This window comes from Sphingomonas cannabina, assembly GCF_021391395.1.
In the GTDB taxonomy this organism is placed as follows: domain Bacteria; phylum Pseudomonadota; class Alphaproteobacteria; order Sphingomonadales; family Sphingomonadaceae; genus Sphingomonas; species Sphingomonas cannabina.
In genome coordinates this window covers 3,632,697-3,654,176 of the sequence record NZ_CP090059.1, presented here as the reverse complement: position 1 = coordinate 3,654,176, position 21,480 = coordinate 3,632,697, and the positions used below count along the sequence as shown (strand labels likewise).

Below are 21,480 nucleotides of genomic sequence, written 5' to 3'. Positions count from 1 at the left end.
CGGGCTTCCGCCGATCCCGGTTCGCAAGGTTGCCCACCGCATCATCGCGCGGCGCCGTGCCGGCTCGCGGCGTCCAGGCGGTCGAAGCACGGGACCGGCCGTTCGCGCGGCGCCGGCGTCGCGGCGAACGGCCGGTCCGGGGCGGAATGCCGTGATCTCCGAGGCGGTCCGCCGGTCGTTCCGGCGCCCGCCCGGCGCTCAACCCATCCGCTCGTCGATCGGCAGCGCCAGCTGTACGTCATGGTGTGCGGCCGGCGCGGCGAGGGTCGCACCGATCCAGCCGGCCAGCGCATCCGCCGCCCGCAACCGTTGCCGGTCGTTGGCCGATGCCAGGCCCTGGCGATAGCTGAGCGGCGCCTCCTCGATCGCGCGCGCGATGGTGCCGAGCAGGTCCGAATCGAGTCGCGTCATGGTGTGCATCAAGAACAAAAAAGGAACGAATACGCAAGCCCGCTGCAACACATGCTCCTTGCCGGCCGGCGCGCGCCCACAGGCTCGGCACTTTCGTTCTCATGCCGTTGCGGGATGTGCGGCCACCGGTCGACGGGGCCCGTCGCCGGGCGGAAACGCGTTCGAAGGCTGCTGCACGTGCCCGCGGTCAGCGCTGCGCCGCCCGTCCGCACCAGGAGGGCTTTGCCCGTCCGCGCGGCCACCATCGTGCCGCACCGATCCGCACCAGCTCGGCCGCGACGTCGCGGCCATCGAGGCGCAACCTCGCAACGGTGCGGTCATAGCTGCGCCCGACGCGTGCGATCGACACCACGCGCCCGCCGAGCAGCGCGCGCGCCTGCTCGGCGGCAGCCCTGCCACGCGCCAGCTCGGCGCGGCAGCGCGCTTGGCCGCGGTGGATTTCCGGCGCGTCGATGCCGGCGATCCGGATACGCTCGCCGCTTTCGAGCCGCACGGTGTCGCCGTCGGTGACATAGGCGATCCGGCCGCGCTCGTCCGCCGCCGCCGTGGCGAGGATCAGCGCCGCGAGGCCGAACGCCACGCGCCGCGCCGATGGCAATAGGCTGCGTTCCCTGCCATGATCCGGTTCCATCCGCTCCCCTCCGCGCGAAGACGGTCGCGATATCGTCCGGGCTGCGTCGCGGCAATCGGCGCAAACCCTTGCGGGCCGGTGCTGGCGTCGCGTGCGCTATGACAGGCCGTTGGGCCGGCAGCGCGGCTAGGTCCCGCGGCGGCGCCTCCTGTCCCTGGCGTGCGGCCGGGCCCGGTTCCGGCTCCTCGGGCGCTGACCTGGAACGGCCGCCGGGGCCCGCAAAACCATCGCCCGGCGGCTGATTTCCCCGCCCGCGATCACCCCGCGCGACAGGCCGCGCGGGTGATTGCCACGGGCTCCTCGCGGCCGCTGCGCTCTCAAATCAGCCTGGGGCTCCGGTCCTCCGCTGCCGCTGCGGCCCTCAGGGTTCGCCGTCCCGGCTGACGCCGTCCCTCAGGTCCGCCCGTCGCCCGGAACGGGTCCGGGCGCACCAAGCCAAGGAGACGTTGAAATGCCTGCACTCGGAACCGTCACCCGCACCGCCGATGGCTTCAAGGGCGTGTTCAAGACCCCGACGATGAGCCGTCCGGTCCGCATCGAGATCGTGCCCAATGCCGAGAAGCGGACCGAGGCCCAGCCCGATTACCGGGTCTATCTCGGCGATGCCGAGGTCGGCGGCGGCTGGAACCGGATCGGCGAGGCCTCGGGCAAGCCCTACACCTCGCTCAGCATCGCCGCGCCCGAGTTCGGCCCGCGGCGGATCTACGCCAACCTCGGCCGCGCCGCCGGCCAGGACGACGAGGACGTTCTCGCCGTCATCTGGAATCCGCTCGACTGAGCGGATGCGCTCCCGCGCCGGCCCCGGCGCGGGAGCTCTTCGACGGGGGAGGGTCGCAATCGCCGATAGCCATGTGCGACCCTGCCGGACCGGTCCGGCCTGGGGCAGGTCGGGGTGCCACGGGCGCAATCGGGCGCCCGGCGCCACGACGGAACCTCACCATGAGCGACCCCGACGATCGCGCGCAGCGGGCGCGCGAGGCCTCGCCGTTCCTCACCACCAAGCAGACCGCCTTCTATCTCGGCATCTCCCCGGCGACGCTGAAGGCGCTGCGGGCGAGGAAGGCGGGCCCACGCGCCCGCAAGCACGGCCGCTCGCTGCGCTTCCATATCGACGACATCGATGCTTGGTCGGCGGCGCGAGGGGCGGAGACGGACCATGGCTGAGCGCCGCGACCTGCCGCTCATCGCCTGGGGCGAGGCGCTGCGCGCCGCCCGGCGACGCCGTACTCGCCTGCGCCGCCGCGCCGCGCTGCTCGGCGCCGGCGTCGCGGCGCTCGGCCACACCATCATCTTCCCGCCGACGCCGCGCCTGGTCTGGAACGCCAGCGCCAGCGCGCCGATCGGCCTCTATTGGATCGATTCCGGCGCGGCGGTCGCACCCGGTGACCTAATTGCGACCCGGCTGCCCGAGGAGGCGGCCGCGCTTGCCGCGCGGCGCCGCTACCTCCCGCGTAATGTGCCGGCGGTGAAGCAGATCGGCGCGGTCGCCGGCGACCTGGTCTGCGCGCGCGGGCGCGTGCTCACGGTCAACGGCCAGGCCATGGTGCTGCGCCGCGAACGCGACCGCCGCGGCCGTCCGCTGCCGTGGTGGGAGGGCTGCCGGCAGCTGCGCCCTGGCGAGCTGCTGCTGCTCAACCGCGCGCGGCCGGACTCGTTCGACGGGCGCTATTTCGGGCCGAGCGATGCCCGGCTGGTGCTCGGCAGGGCGACCTTGCTATGGCCGCGCTGAACCGGCTCGCAAGGACCGTGGCGACTGCTGCGGCGCTGTTCGCCGCGGCGCCGGCCGGCGCCGACCCGCTCGCGCCCTGGCGCGTCCATATCGCCGAAGCCGCGGCGCGGTTCGGCCTTCCGGCCGCGTGGATCGAGCGCGTGATGATCGCGGAAAGCGGCGGCCGGACCAGGTTGAACGGCCGTCCGATCACCAGCCATGCCGGCGCGATGGGGCTGATGCAGCTGATGCCCGGCACCTGGGCGGAGATGCGCGCCCGGCTCGGCCTCGGCCACGATCCGCACGACCCGCGCGACAACATCCTCGCCGGCACCTACTACCTCCGGCTCATGTACGACCGGTTCGGCTATCCGGGCTGCTTCGCCGCCTACAATGCCGGACCCGGCCGCTACGCCGAGCACCTCGCGGCGGGGCGCCCCCTGCCGGGCGAAACCGTCGCCTACGTCGCGAGCGTCGCGGACAAGCCTATCATGCCGTCGCACCCAACAACGATCTTCGTTCGGATCAACGGCGCGGCGGTGTCGCAGCCTGAAGCGCCGTCTCCCACGGCAGCGAGCGCGATCTTCGTTCGCTTGTCATCGCGCTAGCCATGCTTGGATATATTTGCTCCGCGGCTTCGGTTCTGAATGACTATCGCCTCCGGACGACGATTCCCGATCAGGCATAAGAAAGATCCCGAGGTGGACGGCGAGAGGTTGGCCCATTGGACGCTCAGGCCGAGGGCGTCGCTGTTCGGAGCATCTCCAGCTTCGCGGCGATCGCCGTCATCGTCGCGACACCAGTGTCATCGCCCGCGAGCGCCGCGGCACCCAGTCGCTCGGCGACGTAGCGCGGCGCCCGCTCGCCAAACTGCCGCTCCAGCGTCAACGCGCAGGCCCACAGCTCCTGATCCCGTGTCATCGCCCGACGATATGCCGCGATCGGTCGAGTGCAAAATGCAACGCGGGGGAACCGGCATCAGAACAGCGCAGCGACCGAAAGGCCGAGGCTGAGAAGCAGGAGCGCGCCGATGACGGCCACCTCGAAATAGAACAGCCGCCGCTTCATCCGTGCCGCCTGCATTCTCCCGTCGGATCGTTCGCCGGCGATATCGCGGCAATTGTCCGACTGGCCCTTTCACGCCGATCTCCCCGTCGACGGCTTGCGGAACCGGTTGCCGATATCGCCGCATCGGACGAGCAGTGTCATGGCCGGTCGTGCGGCACTAGCGCGATTTCGTGCCATGCGGCGTGCTGCTAGCAGCGACAGCTCGGGCTAACCGTCCCATCGCAGCAGGTCTTGCGGCCGCTGGCGCAGCCGCAGACGCCCTTGTGATGCGAGCAGCAGCCGCGCTGACCAGCCGGGCCCTGGCCGCAGGCCGGCTGCGGTGACGCCGAGCCGAGCGCGGTCACCGCAACCAGCGCGAGAATCTCTCTCACCATGCCGGGCCGCTCGCCCGTTCGCCCGGCCATTTGGCACAGGCGCGTGCCCATGGCGCGACCGGATCGACCAAGGGCACGAAGGCCCGCCCGACGAGCCACCGGCTATAGCCGTTTCGCCTGGGGACCGGCGCGACCGGCGCGCCAATACCGACGCGCCAGAACGGGGCCACGACCCGATGCATAAGGCCCATGATGGCTGCCTCCCTATCCTTGCCTCAGCCGGATATCGCTCGCGCGCAGGTCCTGACGAGATCGCATCGTTACGATGCGGTCTGGCCTGGCGCCGGTGCCGGCGCAGGCGCAGGAGTCCCGGTCGTCGCAGGAACGACCAACGGTGCGGGTGCGCCGCCCGAGAAGGTCACTGGCACGTCCTCGTCGAGAAATGCCTTCATCTGCGAGCCCAGTCCGATCTTGGCGGAGGTGCCGGTCACGAAGAAGCCGACCACTGGAACCAGCGCGACCGACGCGACCACGCCGGCGGTGCCGGTGACGCCCTTGTCGTCCGTCGCCCCGGTGAGCCTGATCTGACGACCGTTCACGCGGACATACAGCGCACGGACATTGATGCGCCCCGATTTCCCCCACATGCCCTTGTTGCGGACGTCGGTGATCTCGCCGACGGCTGGACTGCCGGCGGGAATGACGACGGTATCGCCGAGGCTGAGGGCTTCTGCCGTTTCCATGTTGAAGCGCTGGCCCACCTTGAGCTTCTTCCCCTTGGTGGTGAGCTCCTCCATCATCCGCAGTTGAAGCGGCGTTCCGACGCGAAGGACATTGTCGGCCGGTGCACCCGCGACGATCGGCGTAGATTGTACGGGCGCAGGTGCGGCCGTCTGAGCCAGAGCGTCAAACGACACGACACAGGACGCGCAGGCGAGCGCGCACACGATAGCTTTCATGACATCCCCCCTTCGACTCGGCCGCCCCCGCAGCCGATCATCGTTCCAGTGGAAACCGAATTGCTCCGGCCGTCAAGCGAGCGAACCTTGGCACCCAAAATAGCAAACAAGAAAGTAACTTTTCCGGCGCAATTTTTCGTTGTGGCAACACTGCTCGTTGCTAGCCTGCTACCGCAAAAGGGGGCAGTGAAATGAGCGCGATTCGCGAATTGATGCGCATCTCCAAGATGCGACCCGCAAATGGGTTTCTGCCTCGCACGTTTTTTCCAGCCGGTTTAACATTCTTGCGCGTCATCACCCTAGGAATGCTGCTACTATGCGCGTCCTGCACCTCCGTGGCGACGGTTCATTATAAAATAACTGCATATGTTAGGGATGGAGATATTGTTCGAACGGGAAGTGGAGTGTGGAGTCAAAGCGTTTGGCGGCCACTGATTCCCTTTATTACGCCGTTCAGTGGCAGTATGCATGGCCAAGCGATCCCGATAGAAATTCCGGGGAAAGGGTATGTTTTCATCATACCGGCCGGGCCATATGATTCCGATAGCGCTCCTTGGTCCCTATTGTCCGATTCATTTAATGAGAGGGTCCCCGGCCGCGGTGTTGATAACATCGCCTTTATCGCCGGGATATCTCGATTAAAGGGAGCAACAGTACGCTCCCTTTGCGACTATAAAAGAGATAGAACTCCGAGGGCCGAGATTGCAAATGCCGAATCCTCGCTCAGATTAGCTGAGGGGCAATGTCTACATATCGGATTTGCGTCCAATAGATTAAAAAAATCAGCATTCCACTTAGTGGATTATACAGAACTTCTTAAGCTAACCGATGGCAAGGTGTATATAGATCATATATCTATAACGATAACAAACGAAAAAATCACGACTGGGATTGAGAGCGTTCTACCCTGGTTGGGGAAGGTTACGTCATCGGATGAGTATGATCCCAAAGATACACCATCGAGAGATGAGTTCAGCCTCCGGAGATAAACCGCGCCAAGTAGTCTCGACTTATCCATACTTGCCATGCATGTATATAATATAGGGCAAAAACCCTCGAAGCGGCCGGTGCAAGGGCAGCATTTCCTCCCCGCGCCGATGCGACAACGCTCGCGCGCGCATTCGGACGGGTGGCGAAGCTGGTTCCGAAGGTGCCGGAATATTCTCGGATGAAGGCGCAGTCGCCTAACGAAACGCTATCCGTGATCTGTGATTGGACGGGCTAAGTCCAACGACGGTGCCCCGATCTGGATCGAGCTGGTCCCGATAGGAAGACGAGACCGCCACAAGGGCGGGGAGGGCTGTCTCGGCAAGGCCCAGCATGACGGGCGGCGGGGCGGCTCTCAAGGCCGGCGGCCCCTCCAATTTTGCCGCGAGATGGAGCGCGCTGAAGCGCGCGCATTTGTTGGTCGCTACGCGACAAAATCGGTTCCTCCGCCGCCGCTCGCGCGGCGCCTGCGCTGACGCGCCGGCGGCCCTGACAGCCGCCCCGCCGCCCGTCCTCCAGACGTCGTCCTCAGGTCGGAGGACGCAAGCGAAGGAGGCTTCCATGACCATGATTTCAATCATCGCGGCGGCATCGCGCGATGCCTATCCGGCGCTTCTCGCTGGACTCCAGGCACAGTTCGGAGATGAGGATTCGATCGAGATCGCAACCCATTTTCTCGAAGCGGAAGCCGCCGAATTCCACTGGCAGAGCCGCGTCAGGGAACGGCATCTCGGAACGTGCGAAAGCACCGATAATGGCGAAGATGCGGAGCTCGACCGGGTCGCGATCATGGGCGCACTGCGGCACATCTGGTTCGTCGCGGAGTGCATCGTCGATGGCGATGGCGCGGTCCAGGCGATGCACGGGCTGAGGCTGATGCGCAACGCCGGAGATGCCCAGGACGCGTTCCATCGGATGCGTTGAGAGCGGTCCGCATCGGCTCGACAGCGGCGGCGCCTGGCAGGGTGCCGCCCTGTTCTTTTGCCTCGCTCGCGGCGGGTGGCACCCATGACCATCGGCTAGAGGAGCTCCAGCCGCACCTCGACCTCGTCGCCCGCCGCCAGCCCTTCGGCGCGGCAGATCGCCTTCTTGACCGGCAGGAACCAGCCGCCCTCCTTCGGCGGGAACACCGAGGTCGACCAGCTGCTGTCGCCGATTGCGGCGTTGACCTTGACCGAACCGAACCCGCGCCGGCGGCCGAGCTCAAGCCTGTGCGCCAGCTCATGCCCGCCGATCGCATCGGCGGCTTTGCCGACGATCCTGACATAGCCGATGTCGCCATATTTCTCGGTGTGCCACACCAGCAGCGGCGCGGTGAAGGTGATGGTATCGGCGCTCAAGCGACCGGCCCTCCCACGAGCAGTCCGGTCGCAGAGGCTGTCCCATGTCGCCGGGCGCCGCAAGGGGGATACGCCTGCCTGCAATGCCGCGGATCGAGGGCTGACGAGGTGCCTCCTGGAGCGTGGTGCACGGGGAGAGCACGGAAGGCAAGATAAAGCGCCGGCACCTCTGGTGCCGCAAGCCATTGCCTGTACATCGTTTTTCTTGGAAAGTTGCGGCACTGCCGCGTCGCGGACAGTGCCGTCCTCCCCGCAAACCGCGAAATTCCGCCATGTCCGCCGGCACCGGTTTTCAGCCGCCGCCGCGCCGGCCATGGTAGCGGCGGGGCGCCAGCCGGGACGGGTCCGATGGCCGCTGACGAAGAGTTCGAACCGCATCTCGGTCGCATGCGTGCGTCGTCGGGCCAGCGGCCGCGCAGCTACCTGTCGCGCGTGCTCGCCGCCGCCAATCTCGCCCGCGCGGCATCGCCTGGCGCACGGCGCGGTTTTGCCGGCAGCCGCTTGGGGCGCGGGGCAGGGGTAGGACGCGTGCTCGCCGCGCGCGACCGGTTCGCCGCCTGGCGCCGGCGCCGCGTCATCGTCAAGGCGCGCCTGGTCCGCCTCGCCGGCAAGGGGTTCGAGGGTGCCCGCGCGCACCTGCGCTACATCCAGCGCGACGGGGTGACCCGCGACGGCCGGCCGGGCCAGCTTTACGGTCCGGACTCGGACAAGGTCGACGGCCGGCGCTGGCTCGACGAGCAAGCGGGCGATCGCCACCAGTTCCGCTTTATCGTCTCCCCCGAGGATGGCGACCAATATGCCGACCTCCAAGACCTGACGAAGCGGCTGATGGCCCGGATCGAGGAGGATCTCGGCACCCGGCTCGACTGGGTCGCGGTCGACCATTTCAACACCGGCCATCCGCACACCCACATCATCGTGCGCGGCAAGGACGAGAGGGGCAGGGACCTCGTCATCGCGCCGGACTATCTGACCCGCGGCATCCGCGAGCGCGCGGCCGAGCTCGTCGACCTCGATCTGGGGCCGCGTAGCGACCGCGACATCGAGGCGCGGCTGCGCGCCGAGATCGGCCAGGAGCGCCTGACCAGCATCGACCGCCGGCTGCTCGGCGAGATGGACGGCGAGCGCACCGTCGCCGCGCTCGCCCGCGATCCGTTCCAGCAGAGCCTGCGCGCCGGGCGCCTCGCGACCTTGGCGCGACTGGGCTTGGCCGAGCGGCAGAAGGACGGACGCTGGCGGCTGGCGGACGGCATCGAGGACGCGCTGCGGCGCATGGGCGAGCGCGGCGACATCATCCGGGCCATGCAGCGCGCGTTCACCGAACGCGGCAGGACGCCGGCCGCCGCGGCCGATCTCGCGATCTACGATCCCGCTGCGCCGGACGCGTGCGCGATCGTCGGCCGCCTAGTGGAGCGCGGCCTCGCGGACGAGCATCGCGACCGCCACTATCTTCTCGTCGAGGCGACCGACGGGCGCACCCATTATGTCGACATCGGGAAAGGGGAGGCGGTGCCGGTCCTGCCGGCCGGAGCGATCGTGCGGATCACGCCGGAGCGGCCGGCGGTCCGCGAGGTCGACCGCACGATCGCCGCGGTCGCGGTGGTCAATGGCGGCCGCTACGACATCGATGCCCACCTGCGCTTCGATTCCACCGCGACCGAGTCGTTCGCCGAAACCCATGTCCGCCGCCTCGAAGCGATGCGGCGGCGGACCGGCGCGGTCGAGCGCACGGCCGACGGCAGCTGGGTCATCCCCCCCGACCATCTCGACCGCGCCGCGGCCTATGAGGCGGCGCGCACGCGCGACGCACCGGTCAGGATCGAGACGCTCTCGACCCAGCCGCTCGAGCACCTCGTCGATGCCGAGGCCGCGACCTGGCTCGACCGCGAGTTAGTCGCCGCCTCGCCGGAGCCTCTGCGCGAGGCCGGGTTCGGGCAAGCAGTCCGCGAGGCTCAGCAGCAGCGCCGGCAGTGGCTGGTCGTGCAAGGGTTCGCCGAGGAGGCGGGCGGGACCGTCTCCTATCGCGCCGACATGCTCGCCGCGCTCCAGCGGCGCGAGCTGCTGCGGGTCGCCGGTCGGCTCTCGGAGGAGCTCAAGCTCCCGTTCGTCGAGGCGCCTGCCGGCGCCCGGGTGGAGGGCGTCTACCGGCGCTCGGTCGACCTCGCCGGCGGACGCTATGCGCTGATCGAGAAGAGCCGGGAGTTCACGCTGGTGCCGTGGCGGCCGGTGCTGGAGCGCCATGTCGGCAAGGCGGTGTCCGGCCTGGTGCGCGACGACGGCATCAGCTGGACGATCGGCCGCGGCCGCAGCGGGCCGAGCATGTCATGACTGACCTGCTCGCCGGAACAACGGCCGGGTCTCGTCGATTCTGCGCAGGAAGGAGAGGGTCGATGGCAGACGACAAATCCAAGCGCGGCGGAACCGACCGGCGGCGCGTGGCAGGCGGACAGGGATACGAGGTCAACTATTTCGCCCGCAAGCACGGCATCGGCAAGGACCAGGCGCAGAAGCTGATTGACCGGATCGGCAACGATCGCGAAAAGCTCAATGCGGCCGCTGAGAAGCTGAGGAAATAGATCGGCGGCGCGGGGGCGGTGTGCGCTTCCGTCAGCGCTCGTCCGTCAGGTCGATCCACACCGGCGCATGGTCGCTGGATTTCTCCCACGCGCGCACGTCGCGCTCGACGCCGGCGGCCTTGAGGCGGCCGGCAAGCGCCGGACTGAGCAGGAAGTGATCGATGCGAAGGCCGGCGTCGCGGGCGAAGGCGTTCCGGAAATAGTGCCAGAAGGTGTAGATGTGCGTCTCCGGATGGAGGGTGCGCAGCGCGTCGGTCCAGCCCTGGTCGAGCAACCGCCGGTAGGCGGCGCGCACCTCCGGCGCGAACAGCGCGTCGTCGAGCCAGCGCTCCGGCTTGTAGACGTCGAGCTCGGTCGGCATCACGTTGAAGTCGCCGATCAGCGCCGCCGGCACGCCGGTCCCGAGCAGCTCGGCGGCATGGGCGATCAGCCGGTCGAACCAGGCGAGCTTGTAATCGAACTTGGAACCGGGGCGCGGATTGCCGTTCGGCAAATAGAGGTTGCCGATCAGGATGCCGCCGACCGCCGCCTCGATATAGCGGCTGTGGCTGTCGACGGGATCGCCGGGGAGGCCGCGGCGGGTCTCGACCGGCATGCCGACCCGGCTCAGGATCGCGACTCCGTTCCAGCTCTTCTGCCCGTGCCAGATCGCCTCGTAGCCAAGATCGGCAAGGGCCTGCTTGGGGAAGCGCTCGTCGGGCGATTTCAATTCCTGGAGGCAGACGACATCGGGCGCGGATTCCTCCAGCCAGCGCAGCAGCACGGGCAGGCGCCCGTTGATGCCGTTCACATTGTAGGTCGCGATCCTCATATCGGTAGGCATGCCCGCTCAATTCGCGCGAGCATGCCCACGTTCCCATGGCCGATCTCTTCGCTCTCCCTGCCGTTTCGGGCCTTGCCTATGCCGAGAACTTCCTCTCGGCCGAGGAGGAGCACGCGCTGATCAAGGGAATCGAGGGCGTCTCGCTGGCGCCGTTCCGCTTCCAAGGCTGGACCGGCAAGCGGCTGACAGCTTCGTTCGGTTGGCAGTATGATTTCGACAAGGCGACGTTCGCGCCGACGACGCCGATCCCCGAGTTCCTGCTTCCCGTGCGTGAGCGGGCTGCGGCATTCGCCGGGCTCGATCCGGAGACGCTCGTGCAGGCGCTGCTCATCCGTTACGATCCGGGCGCCGGTATCGGCTGGCATCGCGACCGGCCGGTGTTCGAGCATGTCGTCGGTCTGTCGCTCGGCGCCGAAGCGGTGCTGCGCCTCAGGCACCGCAAGCCGGGCGGCGGCTTCGTTCGTGCCGCGCAGGCACTGGCGCCGCGCTCGGTCTATCATCTGACCGGTGAGGTCCGCCACGAGTGGGAGCACAGCATTGCGCCGATGGAGGTGACGCGCTGGTCGGTTACGTTCCGCAGCCTCTCCGAACGCGGCAAGACCATGCAGGGCTGATCGGCTTTCGCATCTCCGCATTGCGGCCTTGCCATCCTCTCGCCGCCCGGCAAGAATCCCGATCGTGCGCAGCGATATCGACCATCTCCCCCAGCGCCAGCAGGACGAGCTGGAGCGCGTGAAGCGGATTCTCATGGACGAGTTCGCCGTGGCGACCTCGCGTGCGACGCAGCCGTGGAAGCGCAACGGCAAGATCCTCAAGATCATCCTGTTCGGCAGCTATGCGCGCGATGATTGGGTCGATGAGCCGGAGAACGGCTACCAGTCCGATTTCGACATTCTCGTGATCGTCAGCCACAAGGAGCTGACGGAGATCGCCGACTACTGGTACGTCGCCGAAGACAAGATCCTTCGCGATCCCGAGATCGGCCGGCTAGTCAACATCATTGTGCACACTATGGACGAGGTGAATGACGCGCTGGCCCGTGGCGAATACTTCTGGGTGGATGTCGCGCGGGATGGCATCGCGCTCTACGAGCTGCCGGGATTTTCGTTGGCATCGCCTCAGCCGTTGACGCCAGCTGACGCGTACAAACTGTCGTCAAGCTACTTAGAGAGGCAGCTTCCTTCCGCCGATGAGTGGCTCGAACTGGCCGGCCATGCACTTTCTAAGGGCAACGCCGGCGAGTGGCCGAAGAAGGCGGCATTCAACCTTCATCAAGCAACCGAGACGTTATATGTCTGCTTTCTGTTGGTTTGGACGTTCTATTCACCGCGCTCTCATAATATCAAATTCTTACGCTCATTTGCTGAGGAGCGAGATCAGCGGCTGATTGATGCATGGCCACGTGCCACTCGCGTCGAACGACGCCGCTTCGAGCTGCTGAAGCGGGCGTATGTCGACGCCCGCTACTCGGACGCTTACGAGATCAGCATGGAAGATCTTGCCGCACTCTCGCAATCGGTTGAACGGCTCCGCAGCCTGGTCGATGAGATTTGCCAGGAACGTGTCGCGGAGCTGCGGACATCGGCCGGCATATAAGGGCAGCCCCGCCGTATTATTGGAGAATTTCTTCGGACGCGATGCAACATCTCAGATGTCCTTTGACCAGCGACTGACCGGATGTGGGCCGTTTGCGGTCAGACCGCTTCTGGGCGCGATGATCGGGGAAGCCGCCAGACAATTGGTGAGGTGTAGGTGTCTAAACCAGCGTGTGTCAGTGCCACAGGCGGCAGCACAAGGGCTGCGTATAAAAGGCAGAATTCTCACCCGAAACGATAATGGTTCAAATCTTAGTTGCCTCAGTCGGGGGGCGCGGGGCATCCTCACCCTGTGCTACATACCGAGAAACCGCCGCTCACCGAACTCAAGTCCTTCTTCACCGACGCGACCGGGGGCTCAGGCACCTACGGCCACCTGCTGTTGGAACAGTCAACAGCGCCGTTTCAGGACGGCATAGTTGATGCACTTCGTCCCTATTTCGAATCGGCTCATGCCGATGCGCGCGAACACTTCCACAAGGCTGTCCGGATCTCGCTCCATCCTGAGGCGGGCGAGATGGGTGCCGACGCCACCTATCCGAACTGCCTGCCGCCCAAGACTATCCGCGGTCTGTTCGGCGAGGTGATGGCGGGCATGATCGCCGAGGCCTACCCAATGGTGGGCACCAAGTCGTGGCGGATCCCGATCTTCCTTTTTCGCGGCCATGGCGCGGTCGAGGACTACATCTTCGACCTCGCGCGCGATCCCACGAAGAAGCGGGAGGTGCACGGGCGGCCCGGAAACGACTTCATCGGGCTCGAGATGGCCGCCGACGGCACAGTGACTGCCTTCATCGCCGGCGAGGCGAAGTGGCGCGCCGACCTCACGGCTTCGACGATGGACACGATCATGAAGGGCGATGGCACGGGCAAGGGCGCAGCGCGGGTCTACAAGGACAACGGCGTCTGGAACGACATCAACACCGCGCTCCCGGTGCCGAAGGGTCTCCAGCAGATGTGCGACCTGCTCGCGATAAAGGATCGGGACACCTTCGCCCGGACCATCCTTTCGCTGGACGAGGCACTGCTCGGGAAGTCGAGCCCGCCTCGCACCGACCTCGTCCTGGTCGCGGGCAACCGGTCACCGACGCGCCCGAACGGGGCGACGTTGCTGCCGACGGCGGCCGCGCCCGCCGACTATAAGGCGACGCGTCCGCTGCAGATCGTGGAGATCGTCCTCGAAGGCGGCGAAGACCTGATCAAGCGGATATACACCAGCCTGTGGGTGAAGCATGGCGGAGCTTGAGGCGGAACGCCGCGCGCTGGCCGAGGCCTTCCTCGCGGTCCATGCTACGGAGAACGCGCTGACCGCGCAGCAGGCGCGCCTTTTCGTGCGGTCGATCCAGAGCAGCTGGCGGGTCACGTCCCTCGACTGGTCGGTCAGGCAATCGGTCGAGCTTTTCACCGATGCGCGCAGGCTGCTGCACGCAGCGACGATCTTCGAGGAGGGTGATGGCCCGGACGGCGCGGCGGCGGCGTCCTGCTACCGCCGTGCGGGCGAGATCCTGGAATGGCTGACCCGCGCGGGAGACGACGTCACGCACGACGTTCCCGCCGAGGTGCTCGCCGCCGGCGCGTATCAGCTCGCGGGTCTGCCGGCGATGGCCGGCGGGATTCTGAAGCGGGTGAAGCTCGATGGCGTCGGCGCCATCCTGGGCGCGTTCCTCGGTTGCGACTTCGACTCCGTGATGGAGCTCACCGCCGCGTTCTGGGCTAGGCATGGGGATCTGACGGGGCCGGACGGATCGGAAGGGCTTCTCGCTGATACCGACGATGAGCCGCCACAACCGATGCCGTCCATCGCACTGGAGGCGGACGAAGATGGCGACGCGCCGCCGGAAAGCCGGACGAGCCGGGTCGCCTGGTATGTCGCCGTCGAGACGGTGCGGTCTATCGGTCTCCTCGCGGACGGGCTGCGGCGCGGCGAGCTGATCAGGACCGAGACGGCGTTGCAGAAGCTGGCAGCATTGGCGGATGTCGCGACGCGCATCGTCGGCGACGAGGCTTGGATCATGCTCAAGCTGGTCCGCGCTTCCGCTGCCCGTTTCGCGCGGGATAGCCTGCACCGTCGTGCCGCGCCGCTTGCGGCGCTCAGCCCGGATGCGGCTGCGAAGCTGCACCGGTTTGCCCGCGAGCAGTTCGCCCGTGGTCGTGGCGTGCTGTGGCCGTCGCAGGTCAGCGGCCTCGCCCGTCTCGCGGCCGGCAGGTCATTCGCGCTCTGCACCCCGACGGGATCGGGCAAGACGCTGGTCGCCAACCTCGCGCTGGTGAAGGAGCTGCTTCTGACCGCACCGGCGGACGGCAAGCCATCGCCGCTCGCGCTCTACATCGTCCCGTCACGCGCGTTGGCGGGCGAGGTCGAGGCCAAGCTGAGCGCCGAATTCCGCAGCGAGATCACCGTCACCGGACTCTACGGCGGCACAGATTGGGGCATCACCGATTACTGGCTGACGGCCGACACCTCGACCGTGCTGATCGCCACGGTGGAGAAGGCCGAGGCTCTCATCCGCTATGTCGGGCACCTTCTGGTCCGGCGCCTCGAACTGCTGATCATCGACGAGGCGCACCAGGTGGTCGTCGACGGCTCCCCCCGCACCATGCGCAATCTCGCCGCCCACTCCGATCGTGCGATGCGGCTCGAAGGCCTGGTCACCCGCCTTCTTGCGCTCAAGCCAGGCATCGCCCGCGTGGCGCTGACCGCCGTCGCGGGCGGAGCGGCACCGCCGGTTGCGCGGTGGATCGAGGGCGACGATGCGGCCGAGCCCGTGGGGCTCGGCTACCGCAGCAGCCGTCAGCTGGTCGGCGTGCTCGAATCGCGCCCGGGCCAGTCGGCGCGCATCACGCTTGAGCTGAACAACGGCCAGCCGCTTTACGTTCGCGGCCGCGAGGATCCTGTTTTCCTCAACCTCAGCCTTCCCCCGATGCCCGAACCACTGTCGGCCATACGCAACAGTCTCCCGCACTACGTGCAGAACCATGCGCTGTGGACAGCCATGAACCTGGTCCCCGGTGGTCGTCGCATCCTCATCTCGGTCACGCAGGCGCCCGACCGCGTGATGAAGCGCTATGCCGAGGCGTTCACGCTCAAGGGTTGGGACGCCCTGCCGCCATTCGCGCCGCCGGCGGATGGCGTGCAGCTTTTCGCCGACGCGCGCGCAGCCTGCGTCGACTATTGCGGTCCGGCTTCGTCCGAGGTCGCTCTGCTCGACCGCGGCATCGCGACGAGCCATGGCCAGATGCCGCAGCGTCTGCGGCGCTTGATGGTCGAGTTGATCGAGAAGCGCGTCTGTCCGGTGACGGTGGCGACCGCGACCTTGACCGAGGGGGTGAACCTTCCGTTCGACCTCATCATCCTGCCTAGCCTGGAGCGGACCGTGGACATACGGCCGACGGGCCAGCCGGTGACCGACATCCTGCCCACGGCGGAATTCCGCAATCTAGCGGGACGCGCTGGCCGGCCGGGCGCGGCGGAGTCGATGGAGGGCATGACGCTCGTCTGCCTGCCGATGGCCAACTCGTCGACGGCACCGGCCGAGCAGGCGACGCAGCGCAATCAGCGCGACGGGTTCGTTCGCAACCTGAACCGGCTCCTCGACGCGATCGCGGCCGAGTCCCGCGCCGACGCCACCGTCAGCACGCCGCTCCAGACGCTGCTACGTTCGATCTGGCAGAAGGCGCACGACGTGCTGGGGTTACGCACGGTCGCCGACCTGCACGCGTTCCTCGAGGCATCCCTGCCGGAATCGGTCGGCGACAACCTCGGCGTCGGATCGACGCAGACTCTGGACATGCTAGGCGACAGTCTCGACGAACTCGACGGCTTCATCCTGTCGGCGATCGAGGAGATGGAACGCCTGTCTGGAGCGCCGGCGGACGTCGAAGCGGCGATACGCGACATCTGGAGCCGGTCCTTCACCCGATACGCCGGCGTCGCGGAGGAATGGCTAGAGGCAGCCTTCGTGAAGCGCGGCGAAGCGCTAGCCGCACGGCTGTATCCCGATCCCGTCCAGCGACGCGCGCTCTACCAGATCGGCTTCACGCCCTACGTCGGGCGGCAGTTCCAGCAGGTGTCGCCCGCCATCCTGGAAGCGCTTCGTGGTGCAGCCGACTACGGCACATGGGGCAACGCGGAACGGTTCGCGCTCGTCGGGCGGCTGGGCGAACTCGTGCGGGGCGGTAGGGGCTTCGGCTTCACGGCGCGTGGAGCGACCGAGCAGGCGCTGATCGACCGGTGGCTGGATGTCGCTGGATGGTGGGTGCAGCGTGACGGTGCGTCGCCGCCGGCGGCCGGCGAGCTCCGCCGCTGGCAGGGCTTCGTGGCCAACAACCTGGAGTTCCGGCTCGGCGTCTCTGTCGGCGCGGCGGTCGCGGAGGCATGGAACGCCAACGCCGGCGAAGCCGAAGTCCCCAACCTCGCGGAATGGCGCGAGACCACGAAGCTGCCGTGGATCGGTTTCTGGTTCCGCGAGCTGCTGCGCTGGGGCACGCTCGATCCGTTCGTCGCGTTCGCCATGGCGCAGGGGTTGGGCGGGACGCGCGAGGCCGCGACCGTGCTGCGTGCTGAATACGAGACCTGGCTCGCGAGCCGCACGTTGGTCCCCACGGCCGAGGAGCGGATAGATCCGCAGCTCTTCCTCGCCTGGATGGAGGCGCGGCCGCGGGGGATCGTCCCGCCGGCGGTGCCGACGACGGTGGCCGCGGGTCTGACGAGGGTGACCGGTTCTCGCGCCTCGTATGCCGTTCGCCCGATCATTCGCGACGGCACCGTGACGTGGATAGATCCCGCTGGTTTCGAGGTTGGGACCGGGCAGGCGATCCCGGGCGCCGGCGCCGCGCGGCCATCCGGGCACGACTATGTAATCGCGAATGATCAGTTCGGCGTGCGGGTTACGCGGACCTTCTGAGCCCCCCGCCGCAGTGGTTCATCCGAACCGCTTTTTCAGGTCGGTTGCGCTCGCTTCGCGGTGACCTGTCGCCTTGGCGATCGCATCTTGCGCCTCGTTCAACCTGACGCCGCTGGCGGCCCGACGATGAGCTTGGCGGCGGCCTTAGGCCGGTCGGTGTCTTTTAAGGTAATCCGCATCGAACCACTCCGCGGTGCTTTTCGAGGCGTGTCCACTAGGCCCGCGCGCACCCTGGAAGGTCCGTCGGTGGCGATGATCTCCTGCCCTCGGGCTTCGCCAACGTGGACGGCGTGGCCGGATCAGCCACAGGTAGGAATGGCATCGACCACGGCGACGCGCAAGCTGCGATCGCGCCGCCGGCCGCGTCAACCGTCAGGGGCTCCAGCTGCGCAGCGAGTGGATCGCCCGGTCGGCCTGACCCATGACCTCGTCGAGGGGCGGGCAGTCCGGATAGTGCCGAGCGAGGATCATCTTCACACGTTCGAGCCGCGACACCATGACGCCGCGATCCGCCGTCGGCACGGGGCCGTCGCCCTTGGTATGGTAGTAGAGGTTCGAGAACGTCTCGTGGTCGAGTTCGGTCGTGTCGTATTCGCGCATGACCCATTCGTCGAGGTCGCTGCGAATCCGGTCTACGCGGTTCCGCGCGCCGTCGCGCTTGCGGGCATCGGAGATCACCGACTGGAGCAGCGCACCGACTTCCTGATGCGCGTCGATCGGCATCCGCGCGTCGGGTCGCAGCCGCCGGCCTACGAAGGTCATGTTGTAGGGGACCGACGCCCGCTTGCGCGCGGGGCGTCGCTCCTTCGGCTTGGCGTCACGCTTCGCATCCTCGGCGGCGCGCGTCCCCGGCGTATTCACCGCGGCGTAGTATTCGCCCGACGTTCCTGTCCAACGCGTGGCGGTCACCGGGCGCGGCGACTTGTCCAGCGCCGCCGCCAGATCCGCGACGGTCGGCCCCTTCGCCCGGTCGGCCATGAGGAAGATCGAGCAACCGTGGTCCGGCCAGTAGATGCCGCCCCACCGCGGCTTTACGATCTCCCAGCCGTGATGCTCGGCCCAGGCGATGCGCTCGGCGTTCACGGGCTCATCGTGGTCGACGTAGGGCTCGTCGGTGCGGACGTGCCGGCGGTTCACCGGATCCCACCAGACGGCGCTGTGGTCCTGTCCGGGGACGCGGTGGTCGATGCGGCCGTTCGGGTATGTGCGTTTCGAATCCGAAGGCTTGAGACCCGTCGCCTCGATGAACTGCAACGTGCGGGCCACCTCGCAGACCCGCCGGCGCGTGAGTTCGGCGTTCTCCGACATCGGCATGAGCACGAGGTGGTCGGGCGCCTCCGCGCGCACGTTGCCCAGGTATCGGTCGCACCGCGCCTGGGCGGGTGTCAGCAATTCCGCGTAGGTCGCGCCGAGCCCGATCCTGAGCGTTTCCTGTCCCCGCTCCTTGGTCCTGCGGTCGAACCAGCGCGCCGTGATCCAGATATCGTGGCGCGGGCGATCCGCGATCGCGCGGTTGGCGTGCGCGAAGTTCGCGAAGCCGGCAGCGACGGCGGCCCGGTCCAACGCCTCGGCGTGCTTGATTCCCCGCTCGCGCTTGACGTTCTTGGCGAGGCTCTTGATGCCGTCGATCGTCGACGGCCGAACGGTGTTGTCCGACATGCCATTCTCCAGCCCGTGTCGAAGCGTCGCCCGCCAACCGCCCCTCGAGCCCGAGAGACAAGTTCATTCCGTATCGTCGGCAGTGCTGCTTGCAGCTTCGCTCCTGGCGGGCGGCTGGCTCCTACCTGAGAGCGCCCGCGCATCTTACAGGAAAGGGCATGCCAGGGAAGTGCGAAGCACGGCCACTTTCCGAGCCGCCCTTCACAACGGTCTTCCAGTCCGCCGCCACGGATGGTGATGTCCCGGTGATGTCTCTGGGGTGGCCTGATGTGGACTCCGCGTGGAATCCCATCGACATGGGAGGACCGGTATGATTGCTATCGACGACATGGACGTCGGCGAGAACATCAGGGCGCTTCGCGCATCCCGGGCGATGACACAGGAGGATCTGGCCGCGTCGGCGGGTGTCGGCATAGCGACCGTGCAGCGCGCCGAGGCGGGGCGCACGATCGCCGCGGCGTCGCTCGCCTCGCTGGCCGCGGCCCTCGGCGTGCCCGCGTCCGAGCTTGGCTCGGCCGGATCGGGTTCCGACCAGCCTCACGTGCCGCTCGATCGGATCACGTCTGGCCGTGGGCTGGTCGGTTTGCTCCGCCGCGGTCGCAACATCGACTTCGGGTTCTGCGAACTGGACAGCATCGACGACGCCCGCTCGATCCAGCTGTTTCAGGAGCATTGCGAGGCGGTGGCTGCGATCGAGGGCGCCCTGCGCCCCGTCGACCAGGTCGTCCGGGAACTTGAGGCGAAAACGCTGCTCGACGGCCTAGCCGCGCGCGGATTCCTGGTCGGCGGCGCCAGCTTCGACGTCCAGTGCTACGACGTGGACGACGACGGTGGTGGCGGCTTGGCGATCCTGATGGCGCAGTGGATCGAGACCAGGATCGCGCTACGCGTCGCCCGGGACGCATCAGGCATCTCGCGCGCTTTCGTGATGGACGGCCTCGGCGAATACGAGACGCCGCGCGATGGTGTGGTCCTTCCGGAGCGAACCGGGGATGCCGCTGCGTCGACCGACGGGGGGGATTGAGGCGGCATGTTCAACGTGATGGTCACTGCAGGCGACAACGCCTGGGAGGAAGGCGCCTACGTCTGGGACCGCAGCCGCGTGCTCGAGCACACCGCCGAGGACATCCGGGCGCCGCTGCTGGGGCTGACCCCCGCGGTGCTGGAGGAACTGGCGAAGCTCCCGACCCTGTTCATGTATGAGCAGTCGGCGGACGGCGTCCCGCGCATCGGGCACATCCGCCGCATCCAGCAGCGCGGCAGCGACATCCGCGTCATCTTCGAGTTCGACGATTCCATACCCCCGCTGACCGATGAGGCGATCCAGGAACTCCGCTGGGACCTGCAGCTGGCGGATTTCGAGTTTAGCCGGACGCATTGGGCCGTGAAGGACGGCGACTTGTTCGCCATCCTTCGCGAGCATGGCCTCATCGGCGCGGTCGCCGCCGAGGCGCCCGGCGTTGAACCCGAGCCGGTGGCCCCGGCAGTCGACGTTACGCCGGCGAAGGTGTTTCTGGTGCACGGTCGGGACGAGGCGGCCAAGCATGCGGTCGCACGGTTCCTCGAGCGCCGGGTAGGCGTCGATGTGGTCATCCTGTCGGAACGGCCGAACCGCGGACGATCGATCCTCACCAAGTTCCGCGAGGAGGCCGACGGTGCGGCCTTCGCCGTCGTCCTTTTGACCGGCGACGACGTCGGTCATCTCCGGCCCGAACTCGTCCCGGCCGGCGAGGCCGCGCCGGTCGCGGTCCGCCGCCCGCGCCAGAACGTGCTTTTCGAGATGGGCTTCTTCATCGGTCAGCTCGGTGTCGAGCGGGTGTGCGCGCTCGTCTCGCCGGGTGTCGAGCGCCCGTCCGATTACGACGGCGTCGTCTACGTCCCGCTGGACGATCAGGAAGGGTGGCAGCGGCGGCTCGTGACCGAGCTGCACGCCGCCGACGTGCCCGTGTCCGCGACTTGGTGGCAGGCCTAAGGTGGCCACGCGGGACGAGCTCTACGCGAAGTTCGGCGTCACCGCCGAGGCGGCGCAGCTCTTCGAGACCGAACTCGGCACGCTGATCCTGTGCTTGCGCGGGCTCGAGGCGGGCTGGCACGCCGAGCCTGACGGCGATGCGGCCATGCGGCTGCTGCTCGACATCAACCGCAAGACGCTGGGCGGACTGCTAGCCAAGTTGCGCGAATCTTTCCTGTTCGACGAGAATCTCACCGACCTTTTCGCCACGGCGCTGCACTGCCGGAACCGGCTCAATCACGGCTTCTTCGAACGGCACAACTACGCGATCGCCACCGCGGAGGGCCGGGACGCGATGATCGCGGACCTAGAGGAGTCGCACCAGCGTCTGTTCGACGCGTGGCAGATGGCAAGCCGCATCACGACGGCTTTCCAGGAGGCGTTCCTCGCCGCGCGGGAGCAGGCGACCGGCATCCCGAACCCCATATCGAAGGATCTGCCGAAGCGACCGGTCATGCCAGGCGGCTGAAAGACGGTCGGACCGGGCCAATCCC

At 67.5% G+C, this 21,480-nt stretch carries 22 protein-coding genes; 14 read left to right on the top strand and 8 right to left on the bottom strand.

The window, feature by feature from the left end; genetic code table 11:
* Positions 1–198: 198 nt before the first annotated feature.
* Entirely contained in the window at positions 199–411 is a 213-nt protein-coding gene (locus LZK98_RS17235) for a DUF6771 family protein (protein ID WP_233783751.1), read from the bottom strand.
* Between the two features lie 187 nt (positions 412–598).
* Positions 599–1,042: a thermonuclease family protein gene (locus LZK98_RS17230; RefSeq protein WP_233783750.1), complete on the bottom strand. Its 444-nt coding sequence runs from the start codon at positions 1,040–1,042 to the stop codon at positions 599–601.
* 451 nt (positions 1,043–1,493) lie between these two features.
* On the opposite strand from LZK98_RS17230, the gene LZK98_RS17225 reads away from it, so the two are divergent.
* The 4 genes from LZK98_RS17225 to LZK98_RS17210 all read left to right on the top strand — a co-directional run bounded on the left by LZK98_RS17225 (position 1,494) and on the right by LZK98_RS17210 (position 3,358).
* Positions 1,494–1,820 (top strand): DUF736 domain-containing protein, encoded by a 327-nt coding sequence (locus tag LZK98_RS17225; protein WP_233783749.1) that lies wholly within the window; start codon positions 1,494–1,496, stop codon positions 1,818–1,820.
* Positions 1,821–1,981: 161 nt separating this feature from the next.
* Positions 1,982–2,206, top strand: coding sequence for a helix-turn-helix transcriptional regulator (locus LZK98_RS17220; protein WP_233783748.1), 225 nt, complete (start codon positions 1,982–1,984; stop codon positions 2,204–2,206).
* Positions 2,199–2,771 carry a S26 family signal peptidase gene (locus LZK98_RS17215; RefSeq protein ID WP_233783747.1) on the top strand — a complete coding sequence of 191 codons (573 nt, stop codon included), beginning with the start codon at positions 2,199–2,201 and terminating at the stop codon, positions 2,769–2,771. The genes LZK98_RS17220 and LZK98_RS17215 overlap by 8 nt, the downstream gene beginning before the upstream one ends.
* Positions 2,759–3,358: a lytic transglycosylase domain-containing protein gene (locus LZK98_RS17210; protein WP_233783746.1), complete on the top strand. Its 600-nt coding sequence runs from the start codon at positions 2,759–2,761 to the stop codon at positions 3,356–3,358. The genes LZK98_RS17215 and LZK98_RS17210 overlap by 13 nt, the downstream gene beginning before the upstream one ends.
* A gap of 124 nt (positions 3,359–3,482) precedes the next feature.
* Here the strand turns inward: LZK98_RS17210 and LZK98_RS17205 are convergent, their stop codons facing one another.
* The 3 genes from LZK98_RS17205 to LZK98_RS17195 form a co-directional block, all read right to left on the bottom strand.
* Positions 3,483–3,671: a DUF6961 family protein gene (locus LZK98_RS17205; RefSeq protein ID WP_233783745.1), complete on the bottom strand. Its 189-nt coding sequence runs from the start codon at positions 3,669–3,671 to the stop codon at positions 3,483–3,485.
* A 514-nt stretch (positions 3,672–4,185) separates the two neighbouring features.
* Positions 4,186–4,383 carry a hypothetical protein gene (locus LZK98_RS17200; protein ID WP_233783744.1) on the bottom strand — a complete coding sequence of 66 codons (198 nt, stop codon included), beginning with the start codon at positions 4,381–4,383 and terminating at the stop codon, positions 4,186–4,188.
* Between the two features lie 69 nt (positions 4,384–4,452).
* A complete protein-coding gene (locus LZK98_RS17195) occupies positions 4,453–5,091 on the bottom strand; it encodes a hypothetical protein (RefSeq protein ID WP_233783743.1) in 639 nt (212 codons plus the stop codon).
* Between the two features lie 1,554 nt (positions 5,092–6,645).
* Here LZK98_RS17195 and LZK98_RS17190 point away from each other — a divergent pair.
* Positions 6,646–7,002 carry a hypothetical protein gene (locus tag LZK98_RS17190; RefSeq protein WP_233783742.1) on the top strand — a complete coding sequence of 119 codons (357 nt, stop codon included), beginning with the start codon at positions 6,646–6,648 and terminating at the stop codon, positions 7,000–7,002.
* Positions 7,003–7,097: 95 nt separating this feature from the next.
* Here LZK98_RS17190 and LZK98_RS17185 read toward each other — a convergent pair whose 3' ends face one another.
* Positions 7,098–7,418 carry a DUF1905 domain-containing protein gene (locus tag LZK98_RS17185; protein WP_233783741.1) on the bottom strand — a complete coding sequence of 107 codons (321 nt, stop codon included), beginning with the start codon at positions 7,416–7,418 and terminating at the stop codon, positions 7,098–7,100.
* Positions 7,419–7,766: 348 nt separating this feature from the next.
* Here LZK98_RS17185 and rlxS point away from each other — a divergent pair, with 348 nt between their 5' ends.
* Entirely contained in the window at positions 7,767–9,746 is a 1,980-nt protein-coding gene (gene rlxS, locus LZK98_RS17180) for a relaxase/mobilization nuclease RlxS (protein ID WP_233783740.1), read from the top strand.
* Positions 9,743–9,994, top strand: coding sequence for a DUF3606 domain-containing protein (locus LZK98_RS17175; RefSeq protein WP_233783739.1), 252 nt, complete (start codon positions 9,743–9,745; stop codon positions 9,992–9,994). Before rlxS ends, LZK98_RS17175 begins: the two co-directional genes overlap by 4 nt.
* Positions 9,995–10,025: 31 nt before the next feature.
* Here LZK98_RS17175 and xth read toward each other — a convergent pair whose 3' ends face one another.
* Positions 10,026–10,805 (bottom strand): exodeoxyribonuclease III, encoded by a 780-nt coding sequence (gene xth / locus LZK98_RS17170; protein ID WP_233786628.1) that lies wholly within the window; start codon positions 10,803–10,805, stop codon positions 10,026–10,028.
* Between the two features lie 47 nt (positions 10,806–10,852).
* On the opposite strand from xth, the gene LZK98_RS17165 reads away from it, so the two are divergent.
* From LZK98_RS17165 to LZK98_RS17150, 4 genes are all read left to right on the top strand, one after another.
* A complete protein-coding gene (locus LZK98_RS17165; protein ID WP_233783738.1) occupies positions 10,853–11,431 on the top strand; it encodes an alpha-ketoglutarate-dependent dioxygenase AlkB in 579 nt (192 codons plus the stop codon).
* A 64-nt stretch (positions 11,432–11,495) separates the two neighbouring features.
* Complete coding sequence (locus LZK98_RS17160) at positions 11,496–12,413, top strand: HEPN domain-containing protein (protein ID WP_233783737.1); 918 nt, start codon at positions 11,496–11,498, stop codon at positions 12,411–12,413.
* 255 nt (positions 12,414–12,668) lie between these two features.
* The gene (locus LZK98_RS17155) at positions 12,669–13,658 is read left to right on the top strand and encodes an aminotransferase (protein ID WP_233783736.1); all 990 of its coding nucleotides are present in this window, start codon (positions 12,669–12,671) and stop codon (positions 13,656–13,658) included.
* The gene (locus tag LZK98_RS17150; RefSeq protein ID WP_233783735.1) at positions 13,645–17,316 is read left to right on the top strand and encodes a DEAD/DEAH box helicase; all 3,672 of its coding nucleotides are present in this window, start codon (positions 13,645–13,647) and stop codon (positions 17,314–17,316) included. The genes LZK98_RS17155 and LZK98_RS17150 overlap by 14 nt, the downstream gene beginning before the upstream one ends.
* Before the next feature lie 372 nt (positions 17,317–17,688).
* On the opposite strand, the gene LZK98_RS17145 is transcribed toward LZK98_RS17150, so the two are convergent.
* Entirely contained in the window at positions 17,689–18,975 is a 1,287-nt protein-coding gene (locus LZK98_RS17145; RefSeq protein WP_233783734.1) for a DUF5623 domain-containing protein, read from the bottom strand.
* A gap of 310 nt (positions 18,976–19,285) precedes the next feature.
* Between LZK98_RS17145 and LZK98_RS17140 the strand changes: the two genes are divergently transcribed.
* The 3 genes from LZK98_RS17140 to LZK98_RS17130 are packed head-to-tail and all read left to right on the top strand — an operon-like array spanning position 19,286 to position 21,455.
* Positions 19,286–19,999 carry a helix-turn-helix transcriptional regulator gene (locus LZK98_RS17140; protein ID WP_233783733.1) on the top strand — a complete coding sequence of 238 codons (714 nt, stop codon included), beginning with the start codon at positions 19,286–19,288 and terminating at the stop codon, positions 19,997–19,999.
* 6 nt (positions 20,000–20,005) lie between these two features.
* The gene (locus tag LZK98_RS17135; RefSeq protein WP_233783732.1) at positions 20,006–20,947 is read left to right on the top strand and encodes a TIR domain-containing protein; all 942 of its coding nucleotides are present in this window, start codon (positions 20,006–20,008) and stop codon (positions 20,945–20,947) included.
* A gap of 1 nt (position 20,948) precedes the next feature.
* Positions 20,949–21,455 (top strand): hypothetical protein, encoded by a 507-nt coding sequence (locus LZK98_RS17130; protein WP_233783731.1) that lies wholly within the window; start codon positions 20,949–20,951, stop codon positions 21,453–21,455.
* Positions 21,456–21,480 lie beyond the last annotated feature (25 nt).

Bases quoted from the DNA above. Each gene is read 5' to 3' on its own strand.
- LZK98_RS17235 (WP_233783751.1), bottom strand. From the start codon at position 411: ATGACGCGACTCGATTCGGACCTGCTCGGCACCATCGCGCGCGCGATC.
- LZK98_RS17230 (WP_233783750.1), bottom strand. From the start codon at position 1,042: ATGGAACCGGATCATGGCAGGGAACGCAGCCTATTGCCATCGGCGCGG.
- LZK98_RS17225 (WP_233783749.1), top strand. From the start codon at position 1,494: ATGCCTGCACTCGGAACCGTCACCCGCACCGCCGATGGCTTCAAGGGC.
- LZK98_RS17220 (WP_233783748.1), top strand. From the start codon at position 1,982: ATGAGCGACCCCGACGATCGCGCGCAGCGGGCGCGCGAGGCCTCGCCG.
- LZK98_RS17215 (WP_233783747.1), top strand. From the start codon at position 2,199: ATGGCTGAGCGCCGCGACCTGCCGCTCATCGCCTGGGGCGAGGCGCTG.
- LZK98_RS17210 (WP_233783746.1), top strand. From the start codon at position 2,759: ATGGCCGCGCTGAACCGGCTCGCAAGGACCGTGGCGACTGCTGCGGCG.
- LZK98_RS17205 (WP_233783745.1), bottom strand. From the start codon at position 3,671: ATGACACGGGATCAGGAGCTGTGGGCCTGCGCGTTGACGCTGGAGCGG.
- LZK98_RS17200 (WP_233783744.1), bottom strand. From the start codon at position 4,383: ATGGGCCTTATGCATCGGGTCGTGGCCCCGTTCTGGCGCGTCGGTATT.
- LZK98_RS17195 (WP_233783743.1), bottom strand. From the start codon at position 5,091: ATGAAAGCTATCGTGTGCGCGCTCGCCTGCGCGTCCTGTGTCGTGTCG.
- LZK98_RS17190 (WP_233783742.1), top strand. From the start codon at position 6,646: ATGATTTCAATCATCGCGGCGGCATCGCGCGATGCCTATCCGGCGCTT.
- rlxS (WP_233783740.1), top strand. From the start codon at position 7,767: ATGGCCGCTGACGAAGAGTTCGAACCGCATCTCGGTCGCATGCGTGCG.
- LZK98_RS17175 (WP_233783739.1), top strand. From the start codon at position 9,743: ATGACTGACCTGCTCGCCGGAACAACGGCCGGGTCTCGTCGATTCTGC.
- xth (WP_233786628.1), bottom strand. From the start codon at position 10,805: ATGAGGATCGCGACCTACAATGTGAACGGCATCAACGGGCGCCTGCCC.
- LZK98_RS17165 (WP_233783738.1), top strand. From the start codon at position 10,853: ATGGCCGATCTCTTCGCTCTCCCTGCCGTTTCGGGCCTTGCCTATGCC.
- LZK98_RS17150 (WP_233783735.1), top strand. From the start codon at position 13,645: ATGGCGGAGCTTGAGGCGGAACGCCGCGCGCTGGCCGAGGCCTTCCTC.
- LZK98_RS17145 (WP_233783734.1), bottom strand. From the start codon at position 18,975: ATGTCGGACAACACCGTTCGGCCGTCGACGATCGACGGCATCAAGAGC.
- LZK98_RS17140 (WP_233783733.1), top strand. From the start codon at position 19,286: ATGATTGCTATCGACGACATGGACGTCGGCGAGAACATCAGGGCGCTT.
- LZK98_RS17135 (WP_233783732.1), top strand. From the start codon at position 20,006: ATGTTCAACGTGATGGTCACTGCAGGCGACAACGCCTGGGAGGAAGGC.